General features: G+C 71.1%; 20 protein-coding genes. 4 read left to right on the plus strand and 16 right to left on the minus strand.

Annotated features, from left to right (window positions below):
- Window positions 1-57 precede the first annotated feature (57 nt).
- The gene (locus tag OG408_RS17400) at window positions 58-1638 is read right to left on the minus strand and encodes an MDR family MFS transporter (protein WP_326670699.1); all 1581 of its coding nucleotides are present in this window, start codon (window positions 1636-1638) and stop codon (window positions 58-60) included.
- A gap of 125 nt (window positions 1639-1763) precedes the next feature.
- Between OG408_RS17400 and OG408_RS17405 the strand changes: the two genes are divergently transcribed.
- Window positions 1764-2348: a TetR/AcrR family transcriptional regulator gene (locus OG408_RS17405; RefSeq protein ID WP_326670701.1), complete on the plus strand. Its 585-nt coding sequence runs from the start codon at window positions 1764-1766 to the stop codon at window positions 2346-2348.
- Window positions 2349-2381: 33 nt separating this feature from the next.
- Here OG408_RS17405 and OG408_RS17410 read toward each other — a convergent pair whose 3' ends face one another.
- Complete coding sequence (locus tag OG408_RS17410) at window positions 2382-3098, minus strand: M23 family metallopeptidase (protein ID WP_266780021.1); 717 nt, start codon at window positions 3096-3098, stop codon at window positions 2382-2384.
- Window positions 3099-3921: 823 nt separating this feature from the next.
- Window positions 3922-6450, minus strand: coding sequence for an ATP-dependent Clp protease ATP-binding subunit (locus OG408_RS17415; RefSeq protein WP_266780022.1), 2529 nt, complete (start codon window positions 6448-6450; stop codon window positions 3922-3924).
- Between the two features lie 442 nt (window positions 6451-6892).
- On the opposite strand from OG408_RS17415, the gene OG408_RS17420 reads away from it, so the two are divergent.
- Window positions 6893-7513 (plus strand): SCO3374 family protein, encoded by a 621-nt coding sequence (locus OG408_RS17420; RefSeq protein WP_266780023.1) that lies wholly within the window; start codon window positions 6893-6895, stop codon window positions 7511-7513.
- On the opposite strand, the gene OG408_RS17425 is transcribed toward OG408_RS17420, so the two are convergent.
- The 10 genes from OG408_RS17425 to OG408_RS17470 form a co-directional block, all read right to left on the minus strand.
- Entirely contained in the window at window positions 7492-7827 is a 336-nt protein-coding gene (locus OG408_RS17425; protein WP_266780024.1) for a histone-like nucleoid-structuring protein Lsr2, read from the minus strand. The two genes, OG408_RS17420 and OG408_RS17425, sit on opposite strands and share 22 nt — an antisense overlap.
- 144 nt (window positions 7828-7971) lie before the next feature.
- On the minus strand, window positions 7972-8529 hold the full coding sequence (locus OG408_RS17430) for an amino-acid N-acetyltransferase (protein ID WP_266780025.1): 558 nt from the start codon (window positions 8527-8529) through the stop codon (window positions 7972-7974).
- Between the two features lie 9 nt (window positions 8530-8538).
- Window positions 8539-8991 (minus strand): BlaI/MecI/CopY family transcriptional regulator, encoded by a 453-nt coding sequence (locus OG408_RS17435; RefSeq protein ID WP_266780026.1) that lies wholly within the window; start codon window positions 8989-8991, stop codon window positions 8539-8541.
- Window positions 8992-9114: 123 nt separating this feature from the next.
- Window positions 9115-9294, minus strand: a complete 180-nt coding sequence (locus tag OG408_RS17440) for a hypothetical protein (protein WP_266780027.1) — start codon at window positions 9292-9294, stop codon at window positions 9115-9117.
- Between the two features lie 42 nt (window positions 9295-9336).
- Window positions 9337-9912, minus strand: a complete 576-nt coding sequence (locus OG408_RS17445) for a hypothetical protein (protein WP_326674555.1) — start codon at window positions 9910-9912, stop codon at window positions 9337-9339.
- Window positions 9913-10051: 139 nt separating this feature from the next.
- Window positions 10052-10849 carry a type III pantothenate kinase gene (locus OG408_RS17450; protein ID WP_266780028.1) on the minus strand — a complete coding sequence of 266 codons (798 nt, stop codon included), beginning with the start codon at window positions 10847-10849 and terminating at the stop codon, window positions 10052-10054.
- Window positions 10849-11892 carry a carboxylating nicotinate-nucleotide diphosphorylase gene (gene nadC, locus OG408_RS17455; RefSeq protein WP_266780029.1) on the minus strand — a complete coding sequence of 348 codons (1044 nt, stop codon included), beginning with the start codon at window positions 11890-11892 and terminating at the stop codon, window positions 10849-10851. The genes OG408_RS17450 and nadC overlap by 1 nt, the downstream gene beginning before the upstream one ends.
- 2 nt (window positions 11893-11894) lie before the next feature.
- The gene (locus OG408_RS17460) at window positions 11895-13628 is read right to left on the minus strand and encodes an L-aspartate oxidase (RefSeq protein WP_326670707.1); all 1734 of its coding nucleotides are present in this window, start codon (window positions 13626-13628) and stop codon (window positions 11895-11897) included.
- Entirely contained in the window at window positions 13625-14665 is a 1041-nt protein-coding gene (panC, locus tag OG408_RS17465) for a pantoate--beta-alanine ligase (RefSeq protein WP_285567452.1), read from the minus strand. Before panC ends, OG408_RS17460 begins: the two co-directional genes overlap by 4 nt.
- Window positions 14662-15627 (minus strand): Rossmann-like and DUF2520 domain-containing protein, encoded by a 966-nt coding sequence (locus tag OG408_RS17470; RefSeq protein WP_285567454.1) that lies wholly within the window; start codon window positions 15625-15627, stop codon window positions 14662-14664. The genes panC and OG408_RS17470 overlap by 4 nt, the downstream gene beginning before the upstream one ends.
- A 166-nt stretch (window positions 15628-15793) precedes the next feature.
- Here OG408_RS17470 and OG408_RS17475 point away from each other — a divergent pair, with 166 nt between their 5' ends.
- Together OG408_RS17475 and OG408_RS17480 are read left to right on the plus strand one after the other, a co-directional pair.
- Window positions 15794-17011, plus strand: coding sequence for a threonine aldolase family protein (locus OG408_RS17475; RefSeq protein WP_326670711.1), 1218 nt, complete (start codon window positions 15794-15796; stop codon window positions 17009-17011).
- Window positions 17012-17096: 85 nt separating this feature from the next.
- Window positions 17097-18209, plus strand: a complete 1113-nt coding sequence (locus tag OG408_RS17480) for a DUF5937 family protein (RefSeq protein ID WP_266780034.1) — start codon at window positions 17097-17099, stop codon at window positions 18207-18209.
- A gap of 25 nt (window positions 18210-18234) precedes the next feature.
- On the opposite strand, the gene OG408_RS17485 is transcribed toward OG408_RS17480, so the two are convergent.
- From OG408_RS17485 to OG408_RS17495, 3 genes are all read right to left on the minus strand, one after another.
- Window positions 18235-18843: an AAA family ATPase gene (locus OG408_RS17485; RefSeq protein WP_326670713.1), complete on the minus strand. Its 609-nt coding sequence runs from the start codon at window positions 18841-18843 to the stop codon at window positions 18235-18237.
- 3 nt (window positions 18844-18846) lie between these two features.
- Complete coding sequence (locus OG408_RS17490; protein ID WP_266780035.1) at window positions 18847-19521, minus strand: response regulator; 675 nt, start codon at window positions 19519-19521, stop codon at window positions 18847-18849.
- Between the two features lie 68 nt (window positions 19522-19589).
- Window positions 19590-20798, minus strand: a complete 1209-nt coding sequence (locus tag OG408_RS17495) for a sensor histidine kinase (protein WP_326670715.1) — start codon at window positions 20796-20798, stop codon at window positions 19590-19592.
- Window positions 20799-20850: the final 52 nt, after the last annotated feature.

Genomic DNA, 20850 nt, shown 5'->3' on the forward strand with positions numbered 1-20850 from the left:
ACAGCAGGAAGGGGCCCCGGGACGCATGCGTCCCGGGGCCCCTTCACAGGCCGGAGGCTAGACGGCGGCGTCGGTCACCGGGGCGGACTCCGGGCCGGCTCCCCGCAGCGGCACCTCCTTGACGAACACCGCCGCCACCAGGGCGATGAGTCCGACCGAGGCCCCGACCAGGAAGGCGATGTGCGTACCGGACGCCACCGCGTACTCGTACGCCTCGCGCACCGGCACCGGCAGTTTCGCCAGGCTCGCCGCGTCCAGCTGCGCGCCGTGCATGGTGGCGCCCGCGCCACCGCGGGCGGCCATCTCGTCGCTCACCCGTCCGGTGAACAGCGCGCCCATGATGGCGACACCGAAGGAGCTGCCGAGCGTACGGAACAGGGTGGTGGAGGACGAGGCGACGCCCATGTCCTTCAGCTCGACGCTGTTCTGCGCGACGAGCATCGTGATCTGCATCAGGAAGCCCATGCCCGCGCCGAGCACCGCCATGTAGACGCCGGAGGTGAACCGGCTGGTGCCCGTGTCCATGGTGGAGAGCAGGAAGAGTCCGGTGACCATCAGGATCGATCCCACGATCGGGAAGATCTTGTAGCGGCCGCTGCTGGTGGTGATCCGGCCGGCGACCAGCGAGACGATCATCATCGCCAGCAGCATCGGCAGGAGCAGCAGTCCGGAGTTGGTCGCGGACGCGCCCTGGACGGACTGCTGGAACAGCGGCAGGTAGAGCACCGCGCCGAACATCACGAAGCCCGCCATGAAGCCGACCACGGACATCAGGGTGAAGTTGGCGTTGCGGAAGATGTGGAGCGGGATGATCGGCTCGGCGGCCTTGGTCTCCACGAAGACGAAGCCGGCCAGCGAGGCGACGCCGATGGCGATGAGCTCCATGATGACGGCGGAGTTCCAGTCGTACTCCGAGCCGCCCCAGGTGGTCACCAGCACGATCGCGGTGATGCCGACCGTCAGCAGTCCGGCGCCGAGGTAGTCGACCTTCGCCTTGGTGCGATCCCGCTTGGGCAGGTGCAGCACGATGGTGATCATGGCCAGGGCGACGGCGCCCAGCGGCAGGTTGATGTAGAAGCTCCAGCGCCAGCCGAGGTGGTCGGTGATGGTGCCGCCGACCAGCGGTCCGCCGATCATCGCGATCGCCATCACGCCGGCCATCATGCCCTGGTACTTGCCGCGCTCACGGGGCGGCACGAGATCGCCGATGATCGCCATGACACCGACCATCAGACCGCCGGCACCCAGGCCCTGCACGGCCCGGAAGCCGATCAGCTGGCCCATGTCCTGGGACATGCCGCTGAGGACCGAGCCGATCAGGAAGATCACGATGGACGTGAGGAAGATGCCCTTGCGCCCGTACATGTCGCCGAGCTTGCCCCAGATGGGGGTGGAGGCCGCGGTGGCCAGGGTGTAGGCGGTGACGACCCAGGAGAGGTGTTCGAGACCGCCGAGGTCACCGACGATGGTCGGCATCGCGGTGCCGACGATCAGGTTGTCGAGCATGGCCAGCAGCATGGCGATCATCAGGGCGAGCACCACCACCCGGACGCTGCGCTGCTGCGGCCCCGGTTTTCCCGCCGGTCCGGACGAGGCGTCGTCCGCCTTCCTGTCCGCCGCCTTCATCAGGTCCGCCATGTTCCCCAACTCCCCAGATCCCCGATACCGGACCACTTACTTGCCGCCCGGCTAGTTGACTACACTAGGGGAAAGTAACCCCGTAACTAGCCGGGCGTCAAGTACGTTTTATTGGGAGAGCAGCCATGGGCAGCACGCCACAGCCGCGCCGGGGCAACACCCGTCAGCGCATCCAGGACGTCGCTCTGGAGCTCTTCGCCGAGCAGGGTTACGAGAAGACCTCGCTGCGCGAGATCGCGGAGCACCTCGACGTCACCAAGGCAGCGCTCTACTACCACTTCAAGACCAAGGAAGACATCCTCGTCAGCATCTTCGAGGACCTCAACCGTCCCATCGAGGAGCTGATCGCCTGGGGCGCGACACAGCTGCGCACCCTGGAGACGAAGAAGGAGATCCTCAGCCGCTACAGCGACGCGCTGGCCGGCGCCGCCCCGCTCTTCCGCTTCATGCAGGAGAACCAGGCGACCGTGCGCGACCTGAGTATCGGCGACACGATCAAGGGCCGGATCCTGGGACTCGTCGACCTGATCAAGGATCCCGACGCCCCGCTCACCGATCAGGTGCGCTGCTTCAGCGCACTCTTCACGATGCACGCCGGGATCTTCGCGCTGAGAGACGTCGAAGGCGACCCCGAGGACAAGCGCAAGGCCGTCCTCGAAGTCGCCGTCGAACTGGTCACCCGGGCCCATGACCCGGGTTCCGCCCAGTAGCGTCCCCCGACAGGGGGTGGTGTCGCGGTCGGATCAGACCGAGACGCCCTCCTTGTGCAGGTAGTTGACCGGGTTGACCGCCGAACCGTAGTTCGGGGTGGTGCGGATCTCGAAGTGCAGGTGCGGGCCGCTGGAGTTGCCGGTGTTGCCGGACAGGGCGATCTTCTGGCCCTTCTTCACGTGCTGGCCGATGTGCACCTTGATCTTCGAGAGGTGCGCGTACTGGGAGTACGTGCCGTTGCTGTGCTTGATCACGATGGCGTTGCCGTACGCGGGACCGTCGCCGCCGCCGTTCGGGCCGGCCTTCACGATGGTGCCCTTGTGCGCGGCCTCGACCTTGGTGCCGATCGGCACGGCGAAGTCCTGGCCGGAGTGCTTGTGCGACCAGCGGCTGCCGTCGTTGCCGAAGCTGGCGCTCAGCTCGTAGTGGTGGACCGGGGTCTCCCAGCCGAGCTTCGCGGCCCTCTTGGCGGCCGCCTTCTTCTTGGCCGCGGCCTTCTTCTTGGCCGCTTCGGCCTTCTTCGCCGCGGCGTGCTTGGCCGCCTTGCCCTGCGCGACCGCCTGCTGGGCGACCGAGTCGGCGGTGGTGGTGCTCGCCAGGCTCGCGGCGCCGGTGGTACCCGTCGTGCCGGCCGCGAACGCAGCGCCCGCACCGAGAACCATCGACGTCCCCAGGCCGGCTGCCACCACGGCGCCACGGACACGGGAAGCGGACGGGCGGCGGGACTGGAACGTAACGCGCTTCGACATAAGCGGAAGACCTCCGGAGATGACTGGACCCGGCGTTCGTGCCGGGCTGGCCATTCCTTGGTAACCCGGACCCCCGCCGGTGCTCAAACCCCCTATCTACGAAGAAAAGCCGTAGCCGGAGCCCGGGGAATTCGCCGCCGACGGTCCCGGACGGCGGCCTCCGCGCACAGCCGGAAGTCTTCGGCCGGACAGGTTTAACCCCAGTTCGAACCCGCCCTAAACGGACACAGCCCCGCCATCCGGGCAGTTCACCCCAAACCCCTGAAGGTCCCGCCGGGCGCAGGGCCGAAGGTCCCGCCCGCGATCATGCCCGTTGCTCCTAAGGCACCTAGTAGGCCTCAAATGGGCTGTGCGCCTTGTCACCGGCGGTGGGACCAAGGGCTGTCCGTTTCGGGACCTTCGGCCTGCAACCGATCGCCGCCCCGCGGCCTCCCCCTGCATGACGGGCAGGCCGGATACCTGCTTCGCGTGCAGGGCCACGAGCCGCTTGGCGCCCCCGTCGTCGCCAGGTTCCACCGCCGCAGTCGCCGCTGCCGTCGTTGCAGGCCCGGCACAGCTTCCCGCTGCCGGTGTGGTGTGCGGTCCGCGGCAACGGGCCGGGAGCGGGCGTGGGTCCGGCCGGAGCCGACGCGAGCGGGAGCGGGCAGGGGCTAGCCGGAGCCGACGCGACCGGGACATCTCCGTGACGCGTGCCGTCACGCTGCACTCCGCAGCAAAGGGCCACGACAGGGGCACAGCAAAGGGCCACAGCAAAAGGGCGGCCCCGGACCGGTGTGAACCGGTCCGGGGCCGCCCCTTCGGACGCTCGGGCGCTAGGCGCCTGTCACGCTTCCTTCGTCATGTTCGGGCCGGCGCCGCCTGCCGCCTGCTCGATCGGAGGGACGTCGGGCAGAGCCGACTTCTCCTCGCCACGGAAGGTGAACTTCTTCTCCTCACCCTCGCCCTCGGTGCCGACGACCACGATGTGACCGGGGCGCAGCTCACCGAAGAGGATCTTCTCGGAGAGGATGTCCTCGATCTCGCGCTGGATCGTCCGGCGCAGCGGCCGGGCGCCCATCACGGGGTCGTAGCCCTTCTTCGCCAGGAGCGACTTCGCTTCCGCGCTGAGCTCGATGCCCATGTCGCGGTCCTTCAGCCGCTCGTCCACCTTGGCGAGCATGAGGTCGACGATCTGGATGATGTCTTCCTCGGTGAGCTGGTGGAAGACGACCGTGTCGTCGACACGGTTGAGGAACTCGGGCCGGAAGTGCTGCTTGAGCTCTTCGTTGACCTTCGTCTTCATCCGCTCGTAGTTCGTCTTCACGTCGCCCTGGGCCGCGAAGCCCAGGTTGAAGCCCTTGGAGATGTCCCGGGTCCCGAGGTTGGTCGTCATGATGATGACCGTGTTCTTGAAGTCCACGACCCGGCCCTGGGAGTCGGTCAGGCGACCGTCCTCCAGGATCTGGAGCAGGGAATTGAAGATATCGGGGTGGGCCTTCTCGACCTCGTCGAAGAGGACGACGGAGAACGGCTTGCGGCGCACCTTCTCGGTGAGCTGGCCGCCCTCCTCGTAACCCACGTAACCGGGGGGAGAGCCGAAGAGACGCGAGACCGTGTGCTTCTCGCTGAACTCCGACATGTCGAGGGCGATCAGCGCGTCCTCGTCACCGAAGAGGAATTCGGCGAGCGTCTTGGAGAGCTCGGTCTTACCGACACCGGACGGACCGGCGAAGATGAACGAGCCACCGGGGCGCTTCGGGTCCTTCAGACCGGCTCGCGTACGGCGGATCGCCTGCGAGAGGGCCTTGATGGCGTCCTTCTGGCCGATGACGCGCTTGTGCAGCTCGTCCTCCATGCGCAGCAGACGGGAGGACTCCTCCTCCGTCAGCTTGAAGACCGGGATGCCGGTCGCGGTGGCGAGGACCTCGGCGATGAGCTCGCCGTCGACCTCGGCCACGACGTCCATGTCGCCGGCCTTCCACTCCTTCTCACGCTTGGCCTTCGCCGCCAGCAGCTGCTTCTCCTTGTCGCGGAGAGACGCCGCCTTCTCGAAGTCCTGGGAGTCGATGGCCGACTCCTTGTCGCGGCGCACGCCCGCGATCTTCTCGTCGAACTCGCGGAGGTCCGGCGGCGCGGTCATCCGGCGGATGCGCATCCGGGAACCGGCCTCGTCGATCAGGTCGATCGCCTTGTCCGGCAGGAAGCGGTCCGAGATGTACCGGTCGGCCAGCGTCGCGGCCTGGACCAGCGCCTCGTCCGTGATGGACACGCGGTGGTGGGCCTCGTAGCGGTCGCGCAGACCCTTGAGGATCTCGATGGTGTGCTGCAGCGACGGCTCCGCGACCTGGATGGGCTGGAAGCGGCGCTCGAGAGCGGCGTCCTTCTCCAGGTGCTTGCGGTACTCGTCGAGCGTGGTGGCACCGATGGTCTGGAGCTCGCCTCGCGCCAGCATGGGCTTGAGGATGCTCGCCGCGTCGATCGCGCCCTCGGCGGCGCCCGCACCCACCAGGGTGTGGAGCTCGTCGATGAACAGGATGATGTCGCCGCGGGTGCGGATCTCCTTGAGGACCTTCTTCAGGCGCTCCTCGAAGTCACCGCGGTAGCGGGAGCCCGCGACCAGCGCACCGAGGTCGAGGGTGTAGAGGTGCTTGTCCTTGAGGGTCTCGGGCACCTCGCCCTTGACGATGGCCTGCGCCAGGCCCTCGACGACCGCCGTCTTGCCGACGCCGGGCTCGCCGATGAGGACCGGGTTGTTCTTCGTACGGCGGGACAGCACCTGCATGACCCGCTCGATCTCCTTCTCGCGCCCGATGACCGGGTCGAGCTTGGATTCACGAGCGGCCTGGGTGAGGTTCCGGCCGAACTGGTCGAGCACCAGGGACGTGGAGGGCGTGCCCTCCGCGGGGCCGCCGGCTGTGGCGGCCTCCTTGCCTCCCGAGTACCCGGAGAGCAGCTGGATGACCTGCTGGCGGACCCGGTTCAGGTCGGCGCCCAGCTTCACGAGGACCTGGGCTGCGACGCCCTCGCCCTCGCGGATCAGGCCGAGCAGGATGTGCTCGGTGCCGATGTAGTTGTGGCCGAGCTGAAGGGCCTCGCGGAGCGACAGCTCCAGGACCTTCTTGGCTCGGGGAGTGAAGGGGATGTGGCCGGACGGGGCCTGCTGGCCCTGACCGATGATCTCCTCCACCTGCTGGCGGACCGCCTCGAGCGAAATCCCGAGGCTCTCCAGGGCCTTAGCGGCGACACCCTCACCCTCGTGGATCAGGCCCAGGAGGATGTGCTCGGTGCCGATGTAGTTGTGGTTGAGCATCCGGGCTTCTTCCTGAGCCAGGACGACAACCCGCCGCGCGCGGTCGGTGAACCTCTCGAACATCGTTAATCGCTCCTCAGAGCGGTCAGGCAGTAAGGGGTCGGTCCCCTCCCTGTCCTTCCGCAGCTTAGTCCCGCAAGCGGGGACCGCTCATTTCAACTGCCGACACCCGGCCCTGCTTCCCGGGGGATCTGCTGCCCCGAACGCCGACAACTGCTCCAACCCGATGGTGCGAGACGATGTTCCCGCAGGCCAGGCAGATACCCCTATCGCCAGTACGCCGATGGCGAACGTGAGACGTCCGGTGGCTTGCGTGTCGCCCCTCCCCACTAGGGATGTCTTACCCGCAATTACAGACAGTCCATGCGGCGTACGCGGGTTCCCTCCGCTACGGGCGAACATCTTCGTACTCCCGAATGCGCCCGTACGCCCCCAACCCGGACACAGTATGCGTTCGATCAAGAACTCTGCGTAACTCCTGGGGTGGATCGGGAGTTCTTCCCACATGGCCCTCACCGTCCCGCCGCCCCGAACCGCGTCCCCCGCAGAGCGGGGTGGCCGCGCCGATGGCCCGTCACGCGACGCGTGGGCCCGGTGGTACGAGGAGGAGCTCGGCTGGGCGACGGCGGGCAGCGCCCCGGTGCGCCTGCTGACCGGGCTGCGGTTCGACGCGCTCGTCGTCCCCGCGGCCGCGGGTCACGCGGCGCTGCGGCGGGTGGGCCGGACCGGTCCTGTGACGTTGACGGGCCGGCGGATGACCCTGCTGGTGGCGCCGGGGAGCGCCGACGAACTGCCCGGGCTGCTCGACTGGCTGGAGTGGGGCGGGGTCGCCCTCGCGATCGGCGCCCTCGGCGCGGGTGGCCGGATCACCGCTCCGCCCCCGCCGGGCCGACCGGGTCCGCCGGGGGCCGCCGTATGGCTGCGACCCCCCTGTCCACCGCACGAGCAGGGGGAGGAGCCGGTCCTCCCGGCCCTCTCCGGCTTCGGGAGCAGGGGTGGGGATACTCCCGATCTCATCCGGCTCGTGGACGCCGTGGCGACGGAATGCCATCGGGCCCGGTTGATGCGTGCCCGTACGGGACCGCGCACCGGTGGAACGACTGCTCAGCCGTTGGCCTTCTCGTAAGCCTCACGGATGTCCGCGGGAACACGGCCGCGGTCATTCACGCTGTGGCCGTTCTCGCGCGCCCACTTACGGATCTCGGCGGTGTCCTTGTTGCCACCGGGAACGGCGCGGCCCTTGCCACGTCCGGACGCGGCACGGCCACCGGTACGCCGGCCGCTCTTCGCGTAGGGCTCGAGAAGCGTCCGGAGCTTGTCCGCGTTGGTCGTGGTGAGGTCGATCTCGTACGTCTTGCCATCCAGCGCGAACGTGACGGTCTCGTCCGCCTCGCCGCCGTCGAGGTCGTCAACAAGAAGGACCTGAACCTTCTGTGCCACCGGATTTCCTTTCATCGAAAATGGAGTACGCGGAAAGGAAACCGCTTTTCCCCGGAAAACACAAACCCCCGGGAGAGGTTCAGGAGCGCAAGAAGACGGGAAACGTGCGCGATTCGGACATAGGGATCGGGCTTCTTCCGGCGGTCACAGGTGCAGAAGCATCCGGCTGTTGCCCAAGGTGTTCGGCTTCACTCGTTCGAGACCGAGGAACTCCGCGACTCCCTCGTCATAGGAACGCAGCAGCTCGCTGTAGACATCTCCGTCGACCGGAGTCTCTCCGATCTCCACGAAGCCGTGCTTCGCGAAGAAGTCGACTTCGAAGGTGAGACAGAAAACCCGTCGCACACCGAGCCAGCGGGCGGTCTGCAACAACTTGTCCAGGACTTGATGCCCGACTCCGGCACCCTTGATGCTGTGATCGACCGCGAGAGTACGGACTTCGGCCAGGTCTTCCCACATCACATGGAGTGCGCCGCAGCCGATGACCCTGGCGTCCTCGTCGCGTTCGGCGATCCAGAACTCCTGGATGTCCTCGTAAAGCGTCACCGTCGCTTTGTCGAGCAGGATGCCTTCTCGTACGTAGCCGTCGAGGAGACGGCGGACCGAGGCCACATCGCTCGTCCTGGCACGTCGGACGGTGATGGCGACGTTTATAACCGACTCTTCGGTATGGAAATCGGTTCGCGGATGCTCTGAGGACATACCCCGACGCTATCGTCCGGCCTCCGGCCGCGCGTCATCGGCCGCTTCGGCGGTCTCTTCACCCGTCTCTTCGCCGGCCGACGGCACGGCATCCTCGGGAAGAGTGGGCAGAACGATCCGCATGGCGTCCCGGAGGGCCTCACGCTGCTCGGCCGACATCATGCCGAAGAACGCGACCAGTGCGGCGGCGGGGTTGTCACTGCGTGACCAGGCTTCGTTCATCAGCGCGGCCGAGTACGCGGCACGGGTGGAGACCGCCGTATATCGATAAGCGCGGCCGTCCACTTCCCGGCGCACCCAGCCCTTCTGATGGAGATTGTCCATTACCGTCATGACGGTGGTGTAGGCGATGGACCGCTCCTGCTGAAGGTCCTCAAGGACTTCCCGCACGGTGACCGGGCGGTTCCATTGCCAGACCCGCGTCATCACGGCGTCTTCCAGCTCTCCCAATTGACGGGGCACAGCGTCACCTTAGTGTCAGATGTCTGGAATGGCCGGTTATTTACACAACGAAAGGGCGCACGGCTCTCTCGGGAGCCGTACGCCCTTCGTACGTGCGGTGTGCGGAAATGCGGGACGGGGAGGTCAGACCCCGTCGGCGCGCGGCGCCTGGTGCGCCGCTTCCGCCCGGGTGATCGCGGCGTCCACGGCCGCGTCCTCCTTGGCCTTGTTCGGCCCGCCCTGGCTCTTGACGATCGTCACGACCAGGCCGATGAAGAAGGCGGCCATCACCACGGGCGGCACAAGCGCGGATACGTAGTCCATGGCGTCCAGAGTAGCGAGCCCTGCCGGGCCCGGTGAAAGGCCCTACCCCGCGGCGCGCTGCTGCGGTGGGGGAACCGGGCGGCGGCGGGGCGGGAAGACCTCCGAGGGCTTCGGCGCCGGGCGCTCGGAGGGCGCCGCCGGACGGGCCGGGGCCGCCGGCGTCCTCGGCTTCTCGGGCTCCGCGACCCGGCCGCCGGGCAGCGCGAGCAGCCGGCTGCGGGGTGCGGGGGCCGTCGCGGGCACCGCCCGTCCGGCGAGGCGGGCCCGCACCGAACGCTCCGCGAGCACCTGGCAGCGCTCCAGGAGCGCCGCGGCGACCGGACCGCCGCGCAGGGCGCGCAGCGCGGCCAGATCCTCGGGGCGGGGGTCGTAACCGGCGGCCAGGGCGTCCTGGAGAAGCTCCAGGTAGCCGCTGAGGGAGCCGGGGAGGGCGTTGCGGTAGCGGACGAGGTCGGCGAGGAGGAAGGCGCGCAGCCGTCCGGCCTCGCCCGCCGCCTCGTCGACGGAGCCCGCCAGCCGGAGGCAGTCCTGGACGTCCTCGTCGGGCAGGGGCGCGGGGTGGAGGGCGATGGCGAGGGCGCGTCGGAGCACTCGCAGCTCGTCCGCGCTGAACGCCATACCGCCGCGTGATCCGTAGGGCGTGGGCATAGCGCGACAATACGTGCTAAATGGACAAAATCCGTTTAACTGGCCGTCGGCGGCGCGGCGGCTCCGGTGAGCCACCGCGCCGGGAACCTCCCGGTTCGGGGCCGCGCGGCTACAGGCGCGACACGTTCCGCTCGTACACCAGGCGCAGCCCGATGAGCGTCAGCCAGGGCTCGTGCTCGTCGATGACCGAGGACTCGTTCAGCACCATCGGAGCAAGGCCGCCGGTCGCGATGACGGTGACGTCGTCGGGGTCGGCCGCCAGTTCCTTCTTCATGCGTCCGACGACACCGTCGACCTGGCCGGCGAAGCCGTAGATGATGCCCGCCTGCATGGCCTCGACGGTGTTCTTCCCGATCACGCTGCGCGGCCGGGCCAGTTCGATCTTGCGCAGCTGGGCGCCCTTGACGCCGAGCGCCTCGACCGAGATCTCGATACCGGGCGCGATGACACCGCCGGTGTACTCCCCCCGGGCGGACACCGCGTCGAAGGTGGTGGCCGTGCCGAAGTCGACGACGATCGCCGGACCGCCGTACAGGTCGACGGCGGCGACCGCGTTGATGATGCGGTCCGCGCCGACCTCCTTCGGGTTGTCCATGAGGATCGGCACCCCGGTCTTGATGCCCGGCTCGACGAGGACGGCGGGGACGTCGCCGTAGTAGCGGCGGGTCACCTCGCGCAGCTCGTGCAGGACGGCCGGGACGGTGGAGCAGATGGCGATGCCCTCGATGCCGTCGCCCAGCTCCATGCCCAGCAGCGGGTGCATGCCCATCAGGCCCTGGAGGAGGACCGCGAGCTCGTCCGCGGTGCGCCGTGCGTCGGTGGAGATCCGCCAGTGCTCGACGATCTCCTCACCGTCGAACAGGCCGAGGACCGTGTGGGTGTTGCCGACGTCGATGGTGAGCAGCATCAGGCGCCGGCCCCGTCGGAGTCGCGGAAGTCCAGGCCGATGTCGAGGATCGGCGAGGAGTGGGTCAGCGCGCCGACCGCCAGGTAGTCCACGCCCGCGTCCGCGTACGCGCGGGCGGAGTCCAGGGACAGCCGGCCCGAGGACTCCAGGACCGCGCGGCCGCCGACGAGCGCGACGGCCTCGGCGGTCTGCGACGGGGTGAAGTTGTCCAGCAGGATCAGGTCGGCTCCCGCGTCCAGGACCTCGGTGACCTGCTGCATCGTGTCGACCTCGACCTCGATCGCGAGGTCCGGGAACTCGTCCCTGACCCGCTTGAAGGCCTCGGCGACGCCGCCCGCCGCGATCACGTGGTTGTCCTTGACCAGCGCGGCGTCGGACAGCGACATCCGGTGGTTGACGCCGCCGCCGCAGCGCACCGCGTACTTCTCCAGGGCGCGCAGGCCGGGCGTCGTCTTGCGGGTGTCACGGACCTTGGCCCTGGTGCCCTCCAGCACATCGGCCCAGGCACGGGTGGCGGTCGCGATGCCGGAGAGCCGGCACAGCAGGTTGAGCGCGCTGCGCTCGCCGGTCAGCAGGTCGCGGGTGCGGGTGGTGACCGTCAGCAGCTTCTGCCCGGGGGCGACACGGTCGCCGTCCTCGACGTGCCGCTCGACCTCGAACTCGTCCGTGCAGACGATGGACAGCACGGCCTCGGCGACGCGCAGACCGGCCACGACGCCCGCCTCACGGGCGGTGAAGTCGCCGGTGGCCACCGCGTCCTCGGGGACGGTGGCGACGGTCGTGACGTCCACCCCGCCGTCGAGGTCCTCCTCGATGGCGACGTGCGCGACGTCCTCGACGGTGACCGGGTCCAGGCCCGCCGCGGCCAGGAGCTGGGCGAGCGCGGGGTCCAGTCCGCACTCCAGCGCGTCCAGGTCGTAGCCGTCCTCCCCGCCGCAGCCGCAGCCGTCACCGCAGCCGCCCGCGGCAGGTGCGGGCGCGCCGATCTGGATCAGCGGTACGTCCACGGGTGTGGGGCGCGGATTCTCTTCGGGCGTGCTCACGGTTACGGCTCCTCGGGAGTGGGGTGGGTGGTGCCTGTTGCTGCGCAGTCTGCTGCCCCGGACGGCTGTACGGGCCCGAACGCCTCGGTATCCGTCCGACGGAGGACCAGCTGCCGGTCCGGGGTGAGCCGCACGACGAGATGGCGGCGCCAGTTCTCGTCGTCGCGCTCGGGCCGGTCCTTGCGCCAGTGGCAGCCGCGGGTCTCCTCGCGCTGCCGGGCGGCGGCGACCAGGACCCGGGAGACCAGGAGCAGGTTGGTGACCTCCCAGGCGTCGACGCCGGGCACCGCGGCCTTCGGGTCGGCCGCCCCGGCCCGCAGGGCCGCGCTGCGGTGCAGGTCCTCCAGCTCGTCCGCCGCGGTGACGAGGCTGTCCGCCGAGCGCAGGACACCGGCGCCGCGGGTCATGATGCGCTGGATCGTGGTCCGCGCCTCGGGGGCCATGAGCGGGGAGGGCGCGGGGTCCGTGCTGACGGCCTCGCCCGCGCGGGGCCGCTCCTCGACGATGTCCGCCGCGATGCGCTCGGCGAAGACGAGCCCTTCCAGGAGCGAGTTGGACGCCAGCCGGTTCGCGCCGTGCACCCCGGTGCACGCGACCTCGCCGCAGGCGTACAGGCCGGGCACGGTGGTGCGGCCCCGCAGGTCGGTACGGACGCCACCGGATGCGTGGTGCGCGGCCGGGGCGATCGGTATCGCCTCGGTGACCGGGTCGATGCCGTGGGCCCGGCAGGCGGCCAGGATCGTGGGGAAGCGCTGCTCCCACATCTCGGCGCCGAAGTGGCGGGCGTCGAGGTACATGTGCTCGGTGCCGTGCAGCTGCATCTGGCGGGTGATGGCCTTGGCGACGATGTCGCGCGGGGCCAGCTCCGCCAGTTCGTGCTGCCCGACCATGAACCGCGTCCCGTGCGCGTCGACGAGGTGGGCGCCCTCGCCCCGTACCGCTTCCGAGACGAGCGGCTGCTGGCCCTCGGCGCCGCTGCCGAGGAAGAGGACCGTGGGGTGGAACTGGACGAATTCGAGGTCCGAGACCTCCGCGCCGGCCCGCAGCGCGAGCGCCACCCCGTCGCCGGTGGAGACCGGCGGGTTGGTGGTGGCGGAGAAGACCTGGCCCATGCCACCGGTGGCGAGGACCACCGCGGGGGCGTTGACCGCGCCGACGCCGTCGTGCTGGCCCTCGCCCATGACGTGCAGGGTGACGCCCGCGGTACGGCCCTCGGCGTCGGTGAGGAGGTCGAGCACGAGGGCGTTCTCGACGGTGTGCAGGGCGGCCTCGCGGACCGCTTCGACCAGGGCGCGGGAGATCTCCGCACCGGTCGCGTCGCCGCCCGCGTGGGCGATGCGGCGGCGGTGGTGGCCGCCCTCGCGGGTCAGCGCGATGTCGCCGTCGTCCGTGGTGTCGAAGTGGGCACCGGTGCCGATGAGCCGGCGCACCGCGTCGGGTCCCTCGGTGACCAGGGTGCGCACCGCCGCCTCGTCGCAGAGGCCCGCACCGGCGACCAGGGTGTCGTCCAGGTGCTGCTCGGGGGTGTCGCCCTCGCCGAGCGCGGCAGCGACGCCGCCCTGGGCCCAGCGGGTGGAGCCGTCGTCGAGGCGGGCCTTGGTGACGACGACGGTGGCGAGGCCGGCGGCGGCGCAGCGCAGCGCGGTGGTGAGTCCGGCGACGCCGGAACCGACGACCACGACATCGGCGTCGATGGACCAGCCGGGGGCGGGGGCGGTCAGCCGTATTCCGGTCACGGGGTGGCTCCGAAGGTCAGCGGGATGTTGTCGATGAGGCGGGTGGCGCCCACCCGTGCGGCGACGGCGAGGATCGCGTCGCCCGCGGTGCGGTCGTCGGGGATCTCGGTGAAGTCCGCCGGGTCCACGAGCGCCAGGTAGTCGAGGTCGAGCGGGGGCTGTGCGGACGCCGCGTCGTCCAGGATCGAGCGGGCGGCGGCGCGCACCGCGGCGGGGCCGCCGTCCGGCCGGGCGCGGGCGACGGCCTGGGCGTCGGCGGCCAGTCTGGCCTCGCCGAGCCGGGTGAGCCCGGCGGCCCGGTCCTCCGTGGCCCCGGTGGTCTGCGCGCGGGCGTGCAGCGCCTGCTGGGCGGCGAGCCGGTCCCGGGCCGCGAACAGGGCGCCGGACAGGGCGAGCGCGGTGTGGCGCTCGTGCGGGTCGAGGAAACGGTTGCGGCTGGAGAGCGCGAGCCCGTCCGGCTCCCGGGCCGTCTCCACGCCCACGATCTCCACCGGGAAGTTCAGATCGCGCACCATGCGACGGATCAGCGCCAGCTGCTGGGCGTCCTTCTGCCCGAAGAAGGCGACGTCGGGACGGGTGAGGTGGAGCATCTTGGCGACGACGGTGAGCATCCCGTCGAAGTGCCCGGGGCGCGAGGCGCCTTCGAGGCGCTCGCCCATCGGGCCCGCCGAGATCCGCACCTGCGGCTCGCCGCCGGGGTAGACCTCGTCGACGGACGGCGCGAACACCGCGTCGGCGCCGGCCGCGCCGGCCACCGAGAGGTCCGCGTCCAGGGTGCGCGGGTAGCGGTCGAGGTCGGCCGCCTCCCCGAACTGGAGCGGGTTGACGAAGACCGTGACGACGACCTGGCCGGCCGGGCCGGCCATCGCGCGTGCGGTGTGGATCAGCGAGGCGTGGCCCTCGTGCAGGGCGCCCATCGTCATGACGACGGCCCGCTCGCCCCGGGACGCGGCAGCCGAGCCGTCCGGCTCCGTGCCGGGGGCGTACGTCGCCAGCTCGGCCGCGGTGCGGAGCAGGGTGGCGGCGGATTCGGTCATCGGGACTCCTCCGGTCCGGTGCCGGTGCTTCCGGCGGTGCCCGGGTCCGCGGAGCCGTCGGCCAGGACGCCGAGCAGGTCCTCTGCGAACTCCGGCTTGAGCATGCCGTGAGCGAGGGCGCGGTCGGCGGTGGCGCGGGCCATCGCGACGTAACCGGCCACCGTCTGCGGGGCGTGCGCGCGCAGCTCCCCGATGTGCGCGGCGACCGTGCCGGCGTCGCCGCGGGCGACCGGGCCGGTCAGCGCGGCGTCACCGGAGCGCAGGGCGTTGTCGAGCGCGGCGCCGAGCAGCGGGCCGAGCATCCGGTCGGGGGCGGCGACCCCCGCCGTGCGCAGCAGCTCCATGGACTGGGCGACCAGGGTGACCAGGTGGTTCGCGCCGAGGGCGAGGGCGGCGTGGTAGAGCGGGCGGGACTCCTCGGCGATCCACTCGGGCTCGCCGCCCATCTCGATGACCAGGGCCTCCGCGGCGAGCCTCAGCGGCTCGGGGGCGGTGACCCCGAAGGAGCAGCCGGCCAGCCGCTGGATGTCCACGGAGGTGCCGGTGAAGGTCATCGCGGGGTGCAGGGCGAGCGGGAGGGCGCCGGCCCGCAGCGCGGGGTCGAGCACCTTCGTCCCGTACCGCCCCGAGGTATGGACGATCAGCTGGCCGGGGCGGACCGCACCGGTCTCGGCGAGGCCCTCGACGAGCCCCGGCAGGGCGTCGTCGGGCACCGTCAGCAGCACCAGTTCGGCGCGCGCCAGGACCTCGGCGGGCGTTACGAGGGGGACGTCGGGAAGCAGGGCCGCGGCGCGGCGCACCGAGGCGTCGGAGACGCCCGACACGGCGACCGGGCGGTGCCCGGCGAGGGCGAGCGAGGCGGCGAGGGCGGGGCCGACACGGCCCGCTCCCACGACGCCGACGGTGAGCCGGGCGGGTCGGTCCCTCGCGTCGAGGGGCTCCTTGGGGGCTGTTGCATTCACGCGGCAGTGGCCTTCCGTTCCAGTCCGCGGGGGGTACCGGACGACTTCTCTGCATGCTACGCCAGCGTTTCGCCCGGGCTTCCGGCTGTCCACAGGCTGTGGGAAACCCCCCGGGGGCGCCCGTAACCCGATGGGCAGGCACTGCGTTCTGCGTGATGATCGTCCCATGGCAGACGAATACGAGCAGGTGCGCGACGAGGCGGCGGACGGGGCCCGGCTCCCGGGCGGGCACCGGGACGAGGACGAGGACCGGCAGCGGCTGCGCCGCATCACCGCGTGGCGCCAGGCCGAGCGGATCCTGTCCCGGCCGCCGGTGGACCGGTCGCTCGGCGAGCAGCTGGCGTCCCTGACCGCGGGCGCGGCCACGGTCACCGATCTCGACCGGCCCGCCGACATCTACGGCGACGGCGTCGTCGCCGAGCTGGAGGAGCGGATCGCCGCGCTGCTGGGCACCGAGGCCGCCGTGTTCTTCCCCACCGGGACGATGGCGCAGCAGGTCGCGCTGCGCTGCTGGGCCGGACGCACCGGCAACCCGACGGTGGCCCTGCACCCCCTCGCCCACCCCGAGGTGCACGAGCGCGGTGCCCTGTCGGCCGTCAGCGGGCTGCGCACGGTCCACCCGACGTCCGAGCGGCGGCTGCCCACGGCGGACGAGATCCGCGACTTCGCCGAGCCGTTCGGCACCCTGATGCTGGAGCTGCCGCTGCGCGACGCGGGCTTCGTCCTGCCCACGTGGGAGGAGCTGGAGGCGGTGGTGGCGGCCGCCCGGGAGCGCGACGCGGTGGTGCACTTCGACGGGGCGCGGCTGTGGGAGTGCGTGCCCCGGTTCGGGCGCGGACTGCCGGAGATCGCCGGGCTCGCGGACAGTGTGTACGTGTCGTTCTACAAGACCCTCGGCGGGATCTCCGGGGCGGCGCTCGCCGGTTCCGCCTCGCTGGCCGACGAGGCCCGAACCTGGCGGCACCGGTACGGCGGCCAGCTGTTCCAGCAGTTCCCGGCGGCGCTCGCCGCGCTGATCGGCCTGGACCGGGAGCTGCCGAAGCTGCCGTCGTACGTGGCGCAGGCGAAGGTGGTCGCCGCGGCGCTGGCCGAGGAGTTCGAGCGGTCCGGCGCCCCGTGGTCCCGGGTGCATCCGGAGCCGCCGCACACCCATCAGTTCCAGGTCTGGCTGCCGTACCCGGCGCAGGTGCTGGACGAGGCGTCCGTGCGGCAGGCGGAGGAGACGGGCGTGGCGCTGTTCCGCAAGTGGTACCCGGCCCCCGCGGGACCGCCCGAGCTGTCGTTCACGGAGGTCACGGTGTCGGAGGCGGCGCTGGAGTGGACGGCGGCGGACGTCCGTACCGCGGCGGCGGACTTCGTGAAGCGGGTGACCGCACAGGGCTGAGCCCCCGCGCCCGGCCCCCGATTGACGGCTGCCGTCAATCGGGGGCCGGGCCGTCGCGCCGACCCCTCACCATGGAGGGGTGAGCGTGACCATCGACATCGCGGGCCTCGGCCCCGGGAGCATCGTCTTCGAGACCTCCCCCCTCGCCGAGCTGGGACTGGCCCTGCACGCGCTCTCCGAGCCCGGGCACCATCCGGGTCTGCACGGCTGGGCGACGGCCACCACCACGGCGCTGGAGCCCGATCTGGCCGACCGGCTGCACGAGGCCGACTTCCTGTGGCGGAACACGTTCTCGGACGTCTTCATGCCGTTCGCGGGGGTCCGTGGCGGCAACGGCAGGACGGGCGCCGACCTGGCCGAGGACCTGGACATCCTGGACCGGCTGGACGACGAGCGGTTCGTCTCCGCCGCCCTGGAGTTCACCTGCGCCAGTCTCTACGGGGCCGGGGCACCCTCGCCCCTCGTCGATCCCGGCATGCGCGCCCGGGCCCTGGACATGGCGGCGGCGCGCGGCCCGCAGCAGACGGAGTTCACCCAGCAGCTGCTGGCCGACCCCGCCTCCGTGCGCCGCTGGATCCGCCGCCTGTTCGAGGACTGCGACCAGGCGTTCTTCGCGGACACCTGGCGGCGGATCCGCGTCCAGCTGGTGGCCGACGCCCGGCACAAGACGGATCTGCTGCGCCACAAGGGGATCGGTGAGGCGATGGGCGCGGTCTCCACCGCGCTCGCCGTCGACGACGACGGGAAGCGGGTCAGCGTCGACAAGCTGACCGAGGGCTCGACCGACGCGACCGACCCGGCCGTCGGCCCCGGACTCACCCTCATCCCGACCAGCTTCGGCTGGCCGCATCTGATGGTGCTGCACGCCCCCGGCTGGCGCCCGGTGATCCACTACCCGGTGCACCGCCCCGAGCTCCCCTCCCCCGCCTCCGTCGAGCTGCTCCAGCTGAGGATGGAGGCGCTGGCCCACCCGATGCGGATGCGGCTGTGCCGCAACATCGCGCGCTCGCCGTACACGACGGGGGAACTCGCCGACTCCAACGGGATCACGTCCCCCGAGGTCTCCCGCCATCTGTCGGTGCTCAAGAAGGCCGGCCTGGTCACGACCCGGCGCCGCGGCCGGTACGTACTGCACCAGCTGGACCTGACCGTGGTGGCGCGGCTCGGCAGCGACTTCCTGGAGGGAATCCTGCGCTGAGGCGGGGTGGTGCAGGGCGCCCGTCTCAGTCGAACCGGATGTGCCGGATGCCCGTCCAGGCCCGCCGCACCCGGTGCCGCAGCGCGCTGTCCGTGTCCGGCAGCAGGGTGAGCCCCGCCGATCCGGCGATCCGGTCGGCGACCCGCGGGACCGTCACCCGGTCGGTACGGATGTGCTCGGCGAACTCCGGGGCCGCGAGCCGCTCCAGGCAGTGGTCCAGCTTCGCCACGGCGAAGCTCTCGCGCTTCAGCCCGCGCCCCAGTCCGCGTTCGCGCAGCCGCCGCAGCACCGTCTCGCGCTCGGCGAGGAGGGCGAAGTGGTGCACGGTGTGCCCGTCCTCGCGCAGCCGTCCGATGATCTCCGCGAAGTAGCCGGGGTCGACCAGGGTCATCGGGGCGATCACCGTGCCGGGATGCCCGTCGAGAGCGAGAGCGAGCATGTCGTGCACGCCTTGCCGCCAGGCCGGCAGATCCTGGAAGTCACCGCGCAGCCCGGGCGGCAGCATCCGGTGCAGACCGAAGCCGACGCGCTCCGGATCGCAGACCAAGCTGCCCGGCAGCCGGCGTTGCAGCTCGTACGCCGTCTGGGTCTTCCCACCGCCGAACGGCCCGTTGATCCACACCAGCCCGGCCACCGCTCAGCCCGTCCCGCCGCCGGCGCGCACCAGCCCGGTCTCGTACGCGAGGACGACGACCTGCACGCGGTCGCGCAGGCCCAGCTTGGTCAGGATGCGGCCGACATGTGTCTTCACGGTCGCCTCGGAGAGCACCAGGCGCCCCGCGATCTCCCCGTTCGACAGGCCCTGGGCGACCAGTAGCATCACCTCGCGTTCGCGTTCGGTGAGCTTGGCGACGTCCTTGTGCTGGGGTTCGGCCGTACCGCTGGGCAGCAGCGGCGAGAAGCGGTCGAGCAGCCGGCGGGTGGTGGACGGGGCGACGACCGCGTCACCGCTGTGCACGGAACGGATCGCGGCGAGCAGTTCGCCCGGCGGCACGTCCTTGAGCATGAAGCCGCTGGCCCCGGCCTTCAGCCCGGAGAAGGCGTACTCGTCGAGGTCGAACGTCGTCAGGATGAGCACCTTGGGCGGATCGGGCTGCGCGCAGATGCGGCGGGTGGCCTCGACGCCGTCCAGCCTCGGCATGCGCACATCCATCAGCACCACGTCGACGGCGGTGGAACGGAGGTTCTCGATCGCCTCCGCGCCGTCGCCCGCCTCGGCGACGACCTCCATGTCCGGCTGCGCGGCGAGCACCATCCGGAAGCCGGTGCGCAGCAGCACCTGGTCGTCGACGAGCATCACGCGGATCGCCATGGGGTCCCTGTCTCCTGTTCGTTCTGCGGTCGGGTCGGTCGATGGGGCGGCCGGCCGGCGTGCGCGGCCTAGCCGGCGGCCTTGAGCGGCAGCAGCGCGCTGATCCGGAATCCGCCGCCGGGCCGCGGTCCGGCGTCCAGCGTGCCGCCGACCATGCCGACCCGTTCGCGCATTCCGATCATGCCGTGGCCCGCGCCGTCGGCGCCGCCGTCCTCGTACAGTTCGTGCGCCGCGCCGCGGCCGTCGTCCTCCACCAGCAGGCCGAGCCCGTCGTCGAAGTAGACCAGCCGCACGCTGGCCCCCGCGTTCGGACCGCCGTGCTTGCGGGTGTTGGTCAGGGCCTCCTGCACGATGCGGTACGCCGTCAGCTCGACGCCGCTGGGCAGCGGGCGCGGGGTGCCCTCGATCTTGAAGTCGACGGCCAGACCGGCCGTCCGGACCTGGTCGATCAGGTCCTCGATCTGGTCGACGTCGGGCTGCGGGACGTACTCCCCGCTCTCCCGGGTGTCCCCCGTGCGCAGCACACCGAGCAGCCGCCGCATCTCCGCGAGCGCCTGCCTGCCGGTGCTGGAGATGGTCTCCAGCGCCTGCCGGGCCTGGTCGGGGGCCGCGTCCAGCACATAGGCGGCGCCGTCGGCCTGCACCACCATCACGGAGACGTTGTGCGCGACGACATCGTGGAGTTCCCGGGCGATACGGGCCCGCTCGGCGGCCACCGCGACCTTCGACTGGGCCTCGCGCTCCCGCTCCAGCCGGGCCGCGCGCTCCTCCAGCTGGTCGAAGTAGGCCCGCCGGGTCCGCATCGAGTCACCGAGCACCCAGGCCAGCACGAACGGCACCGTCATCACGACGACGACGAACACCGACTCCACCCAGCCGCGCGGCGACTCGTCCGGCCAGCGCAGCTGGGAGAGACCCGCCGCAACCAGACTGCAGGCCAGGGCGAGCCGGGACGCCCAGCGCTCCCCGACGGTGGCCACGGTGAAGGTGATCACCAGCATGGCGAAGTTGGCGACGGTCGGGCGGACCCCGAACGCCAGCTGGACGACGCCCATCCCGATGGCGAGCAGCAGCATCTTCTCGGGTGCCCGGCGGCGCAGCGCCACGACGGCGCAGAGGCCAAGGACGACCGGCACGACCGCGATGCGCTCGGCGCCGCCGCCGCGGCCGGCATCGCCCACGACGATGGTCATGCCGGAGAGCCCGAGGAGGAAGACCGCCCAGAAGCAGTCGACGCCCGTCGGGTGTCTGCGGATGAAATCGTAGAGGCGCTGCACGTAACCCAGCGTAGGGAAAGGCAAGGGGTGCGTGGGTCAGCCGAAGGGCCGA

The organism is Streptomyces sp. NBC_01257, assembly GCF_035917255.1.
Taxonomy (GTDB): Bacteria; Actinomycetota; Actinomycetes; order Streptomycetales; family Streptomycetaceae; genus Streptomyces.

Coding starts and splice junctions, on each gene's coding strand:
- OG408_RS17410 (WP_266780021.1), bottom strand. CDS start 3,098: ATGTCGAAGCGCGTTACGTTCCAGTCCCGCCGCCCGTCCGCTTCCCGT.
- OG408_RS17450 (WP_266780028.1), bottom strand. CDS start 10,849: ATGCTGCTCACCATCGACGTCGGCAACACCCACACGGTCCTCGGCCTG.
- OG408_RS17490 (WP_266780035.1), bottom strand. CDS start 19,521: ATGGCGATCCGCGTGATGCTCGTCGACGACCAGGTGCTGCTGCGCACC.
- OG408_RS17475 (WP_326670711.1), top strand. CDS start 15,794: ATGGCAGACGAATACGAGCAGGTGCGCGACGAGGCGGCGGACGGGGCC.
- OG408_RS17430 (WP_266780025.1), bottom strand. CDS start 8,529: ATGTCCTCAGAGCATCCGCGAACCGATTTCCATACCGAAGAGTCGGTT.
- OG408_RS17440 (WP_266780027.1), bottom strand. CDS start 9,294: ATGGACTACGTATCCGCGCTTGTGCCGCCCGTGGTGATGGCCGCCTTC.
- OG408_RS17415 (WP_266780022.1), bottom strand. CDS start 6,450: ATGTTCGAGAGGTTCACCGACCGCGCGCGGCGGGTTGTCGTCCTGGCT.
- OG408_RS17400 (WP_326670699.1), bottom strand. CDS start 1,638: ATGGCGGACCTGATGAAGGCGGCGGACAGGAAGGCGGACGACGCCTCG.
- OG408_RS17420 (WP_266780023.1), top strand. CDS start 6,893: ATGGCCCTCACCGTCCCGCCGCCCCGAACCGCGTCCCCCGCAGAGCGG.
- OG408_RS17445 (WP_326674555.1), bottom strand. CDS start 9,912: ATGGCGTTCAGCGCGGACGAGCTGCGAGTGCTCCGACGCGCCCTCGCC.
- OG408_RS17405 (WP_326670701.1), top strand. CDS start 1,764: ATGGGCAGCACGCCACAGCCGCGCCGGGGCAACACCCGTCAGCGCATC.
- panC (WP_285567452.1), bottom strand. CDS start 14,665: ATGACCGAATCCGCCGCCACCCTGCTCCGCACCGCGGCCGAGCTGGCG.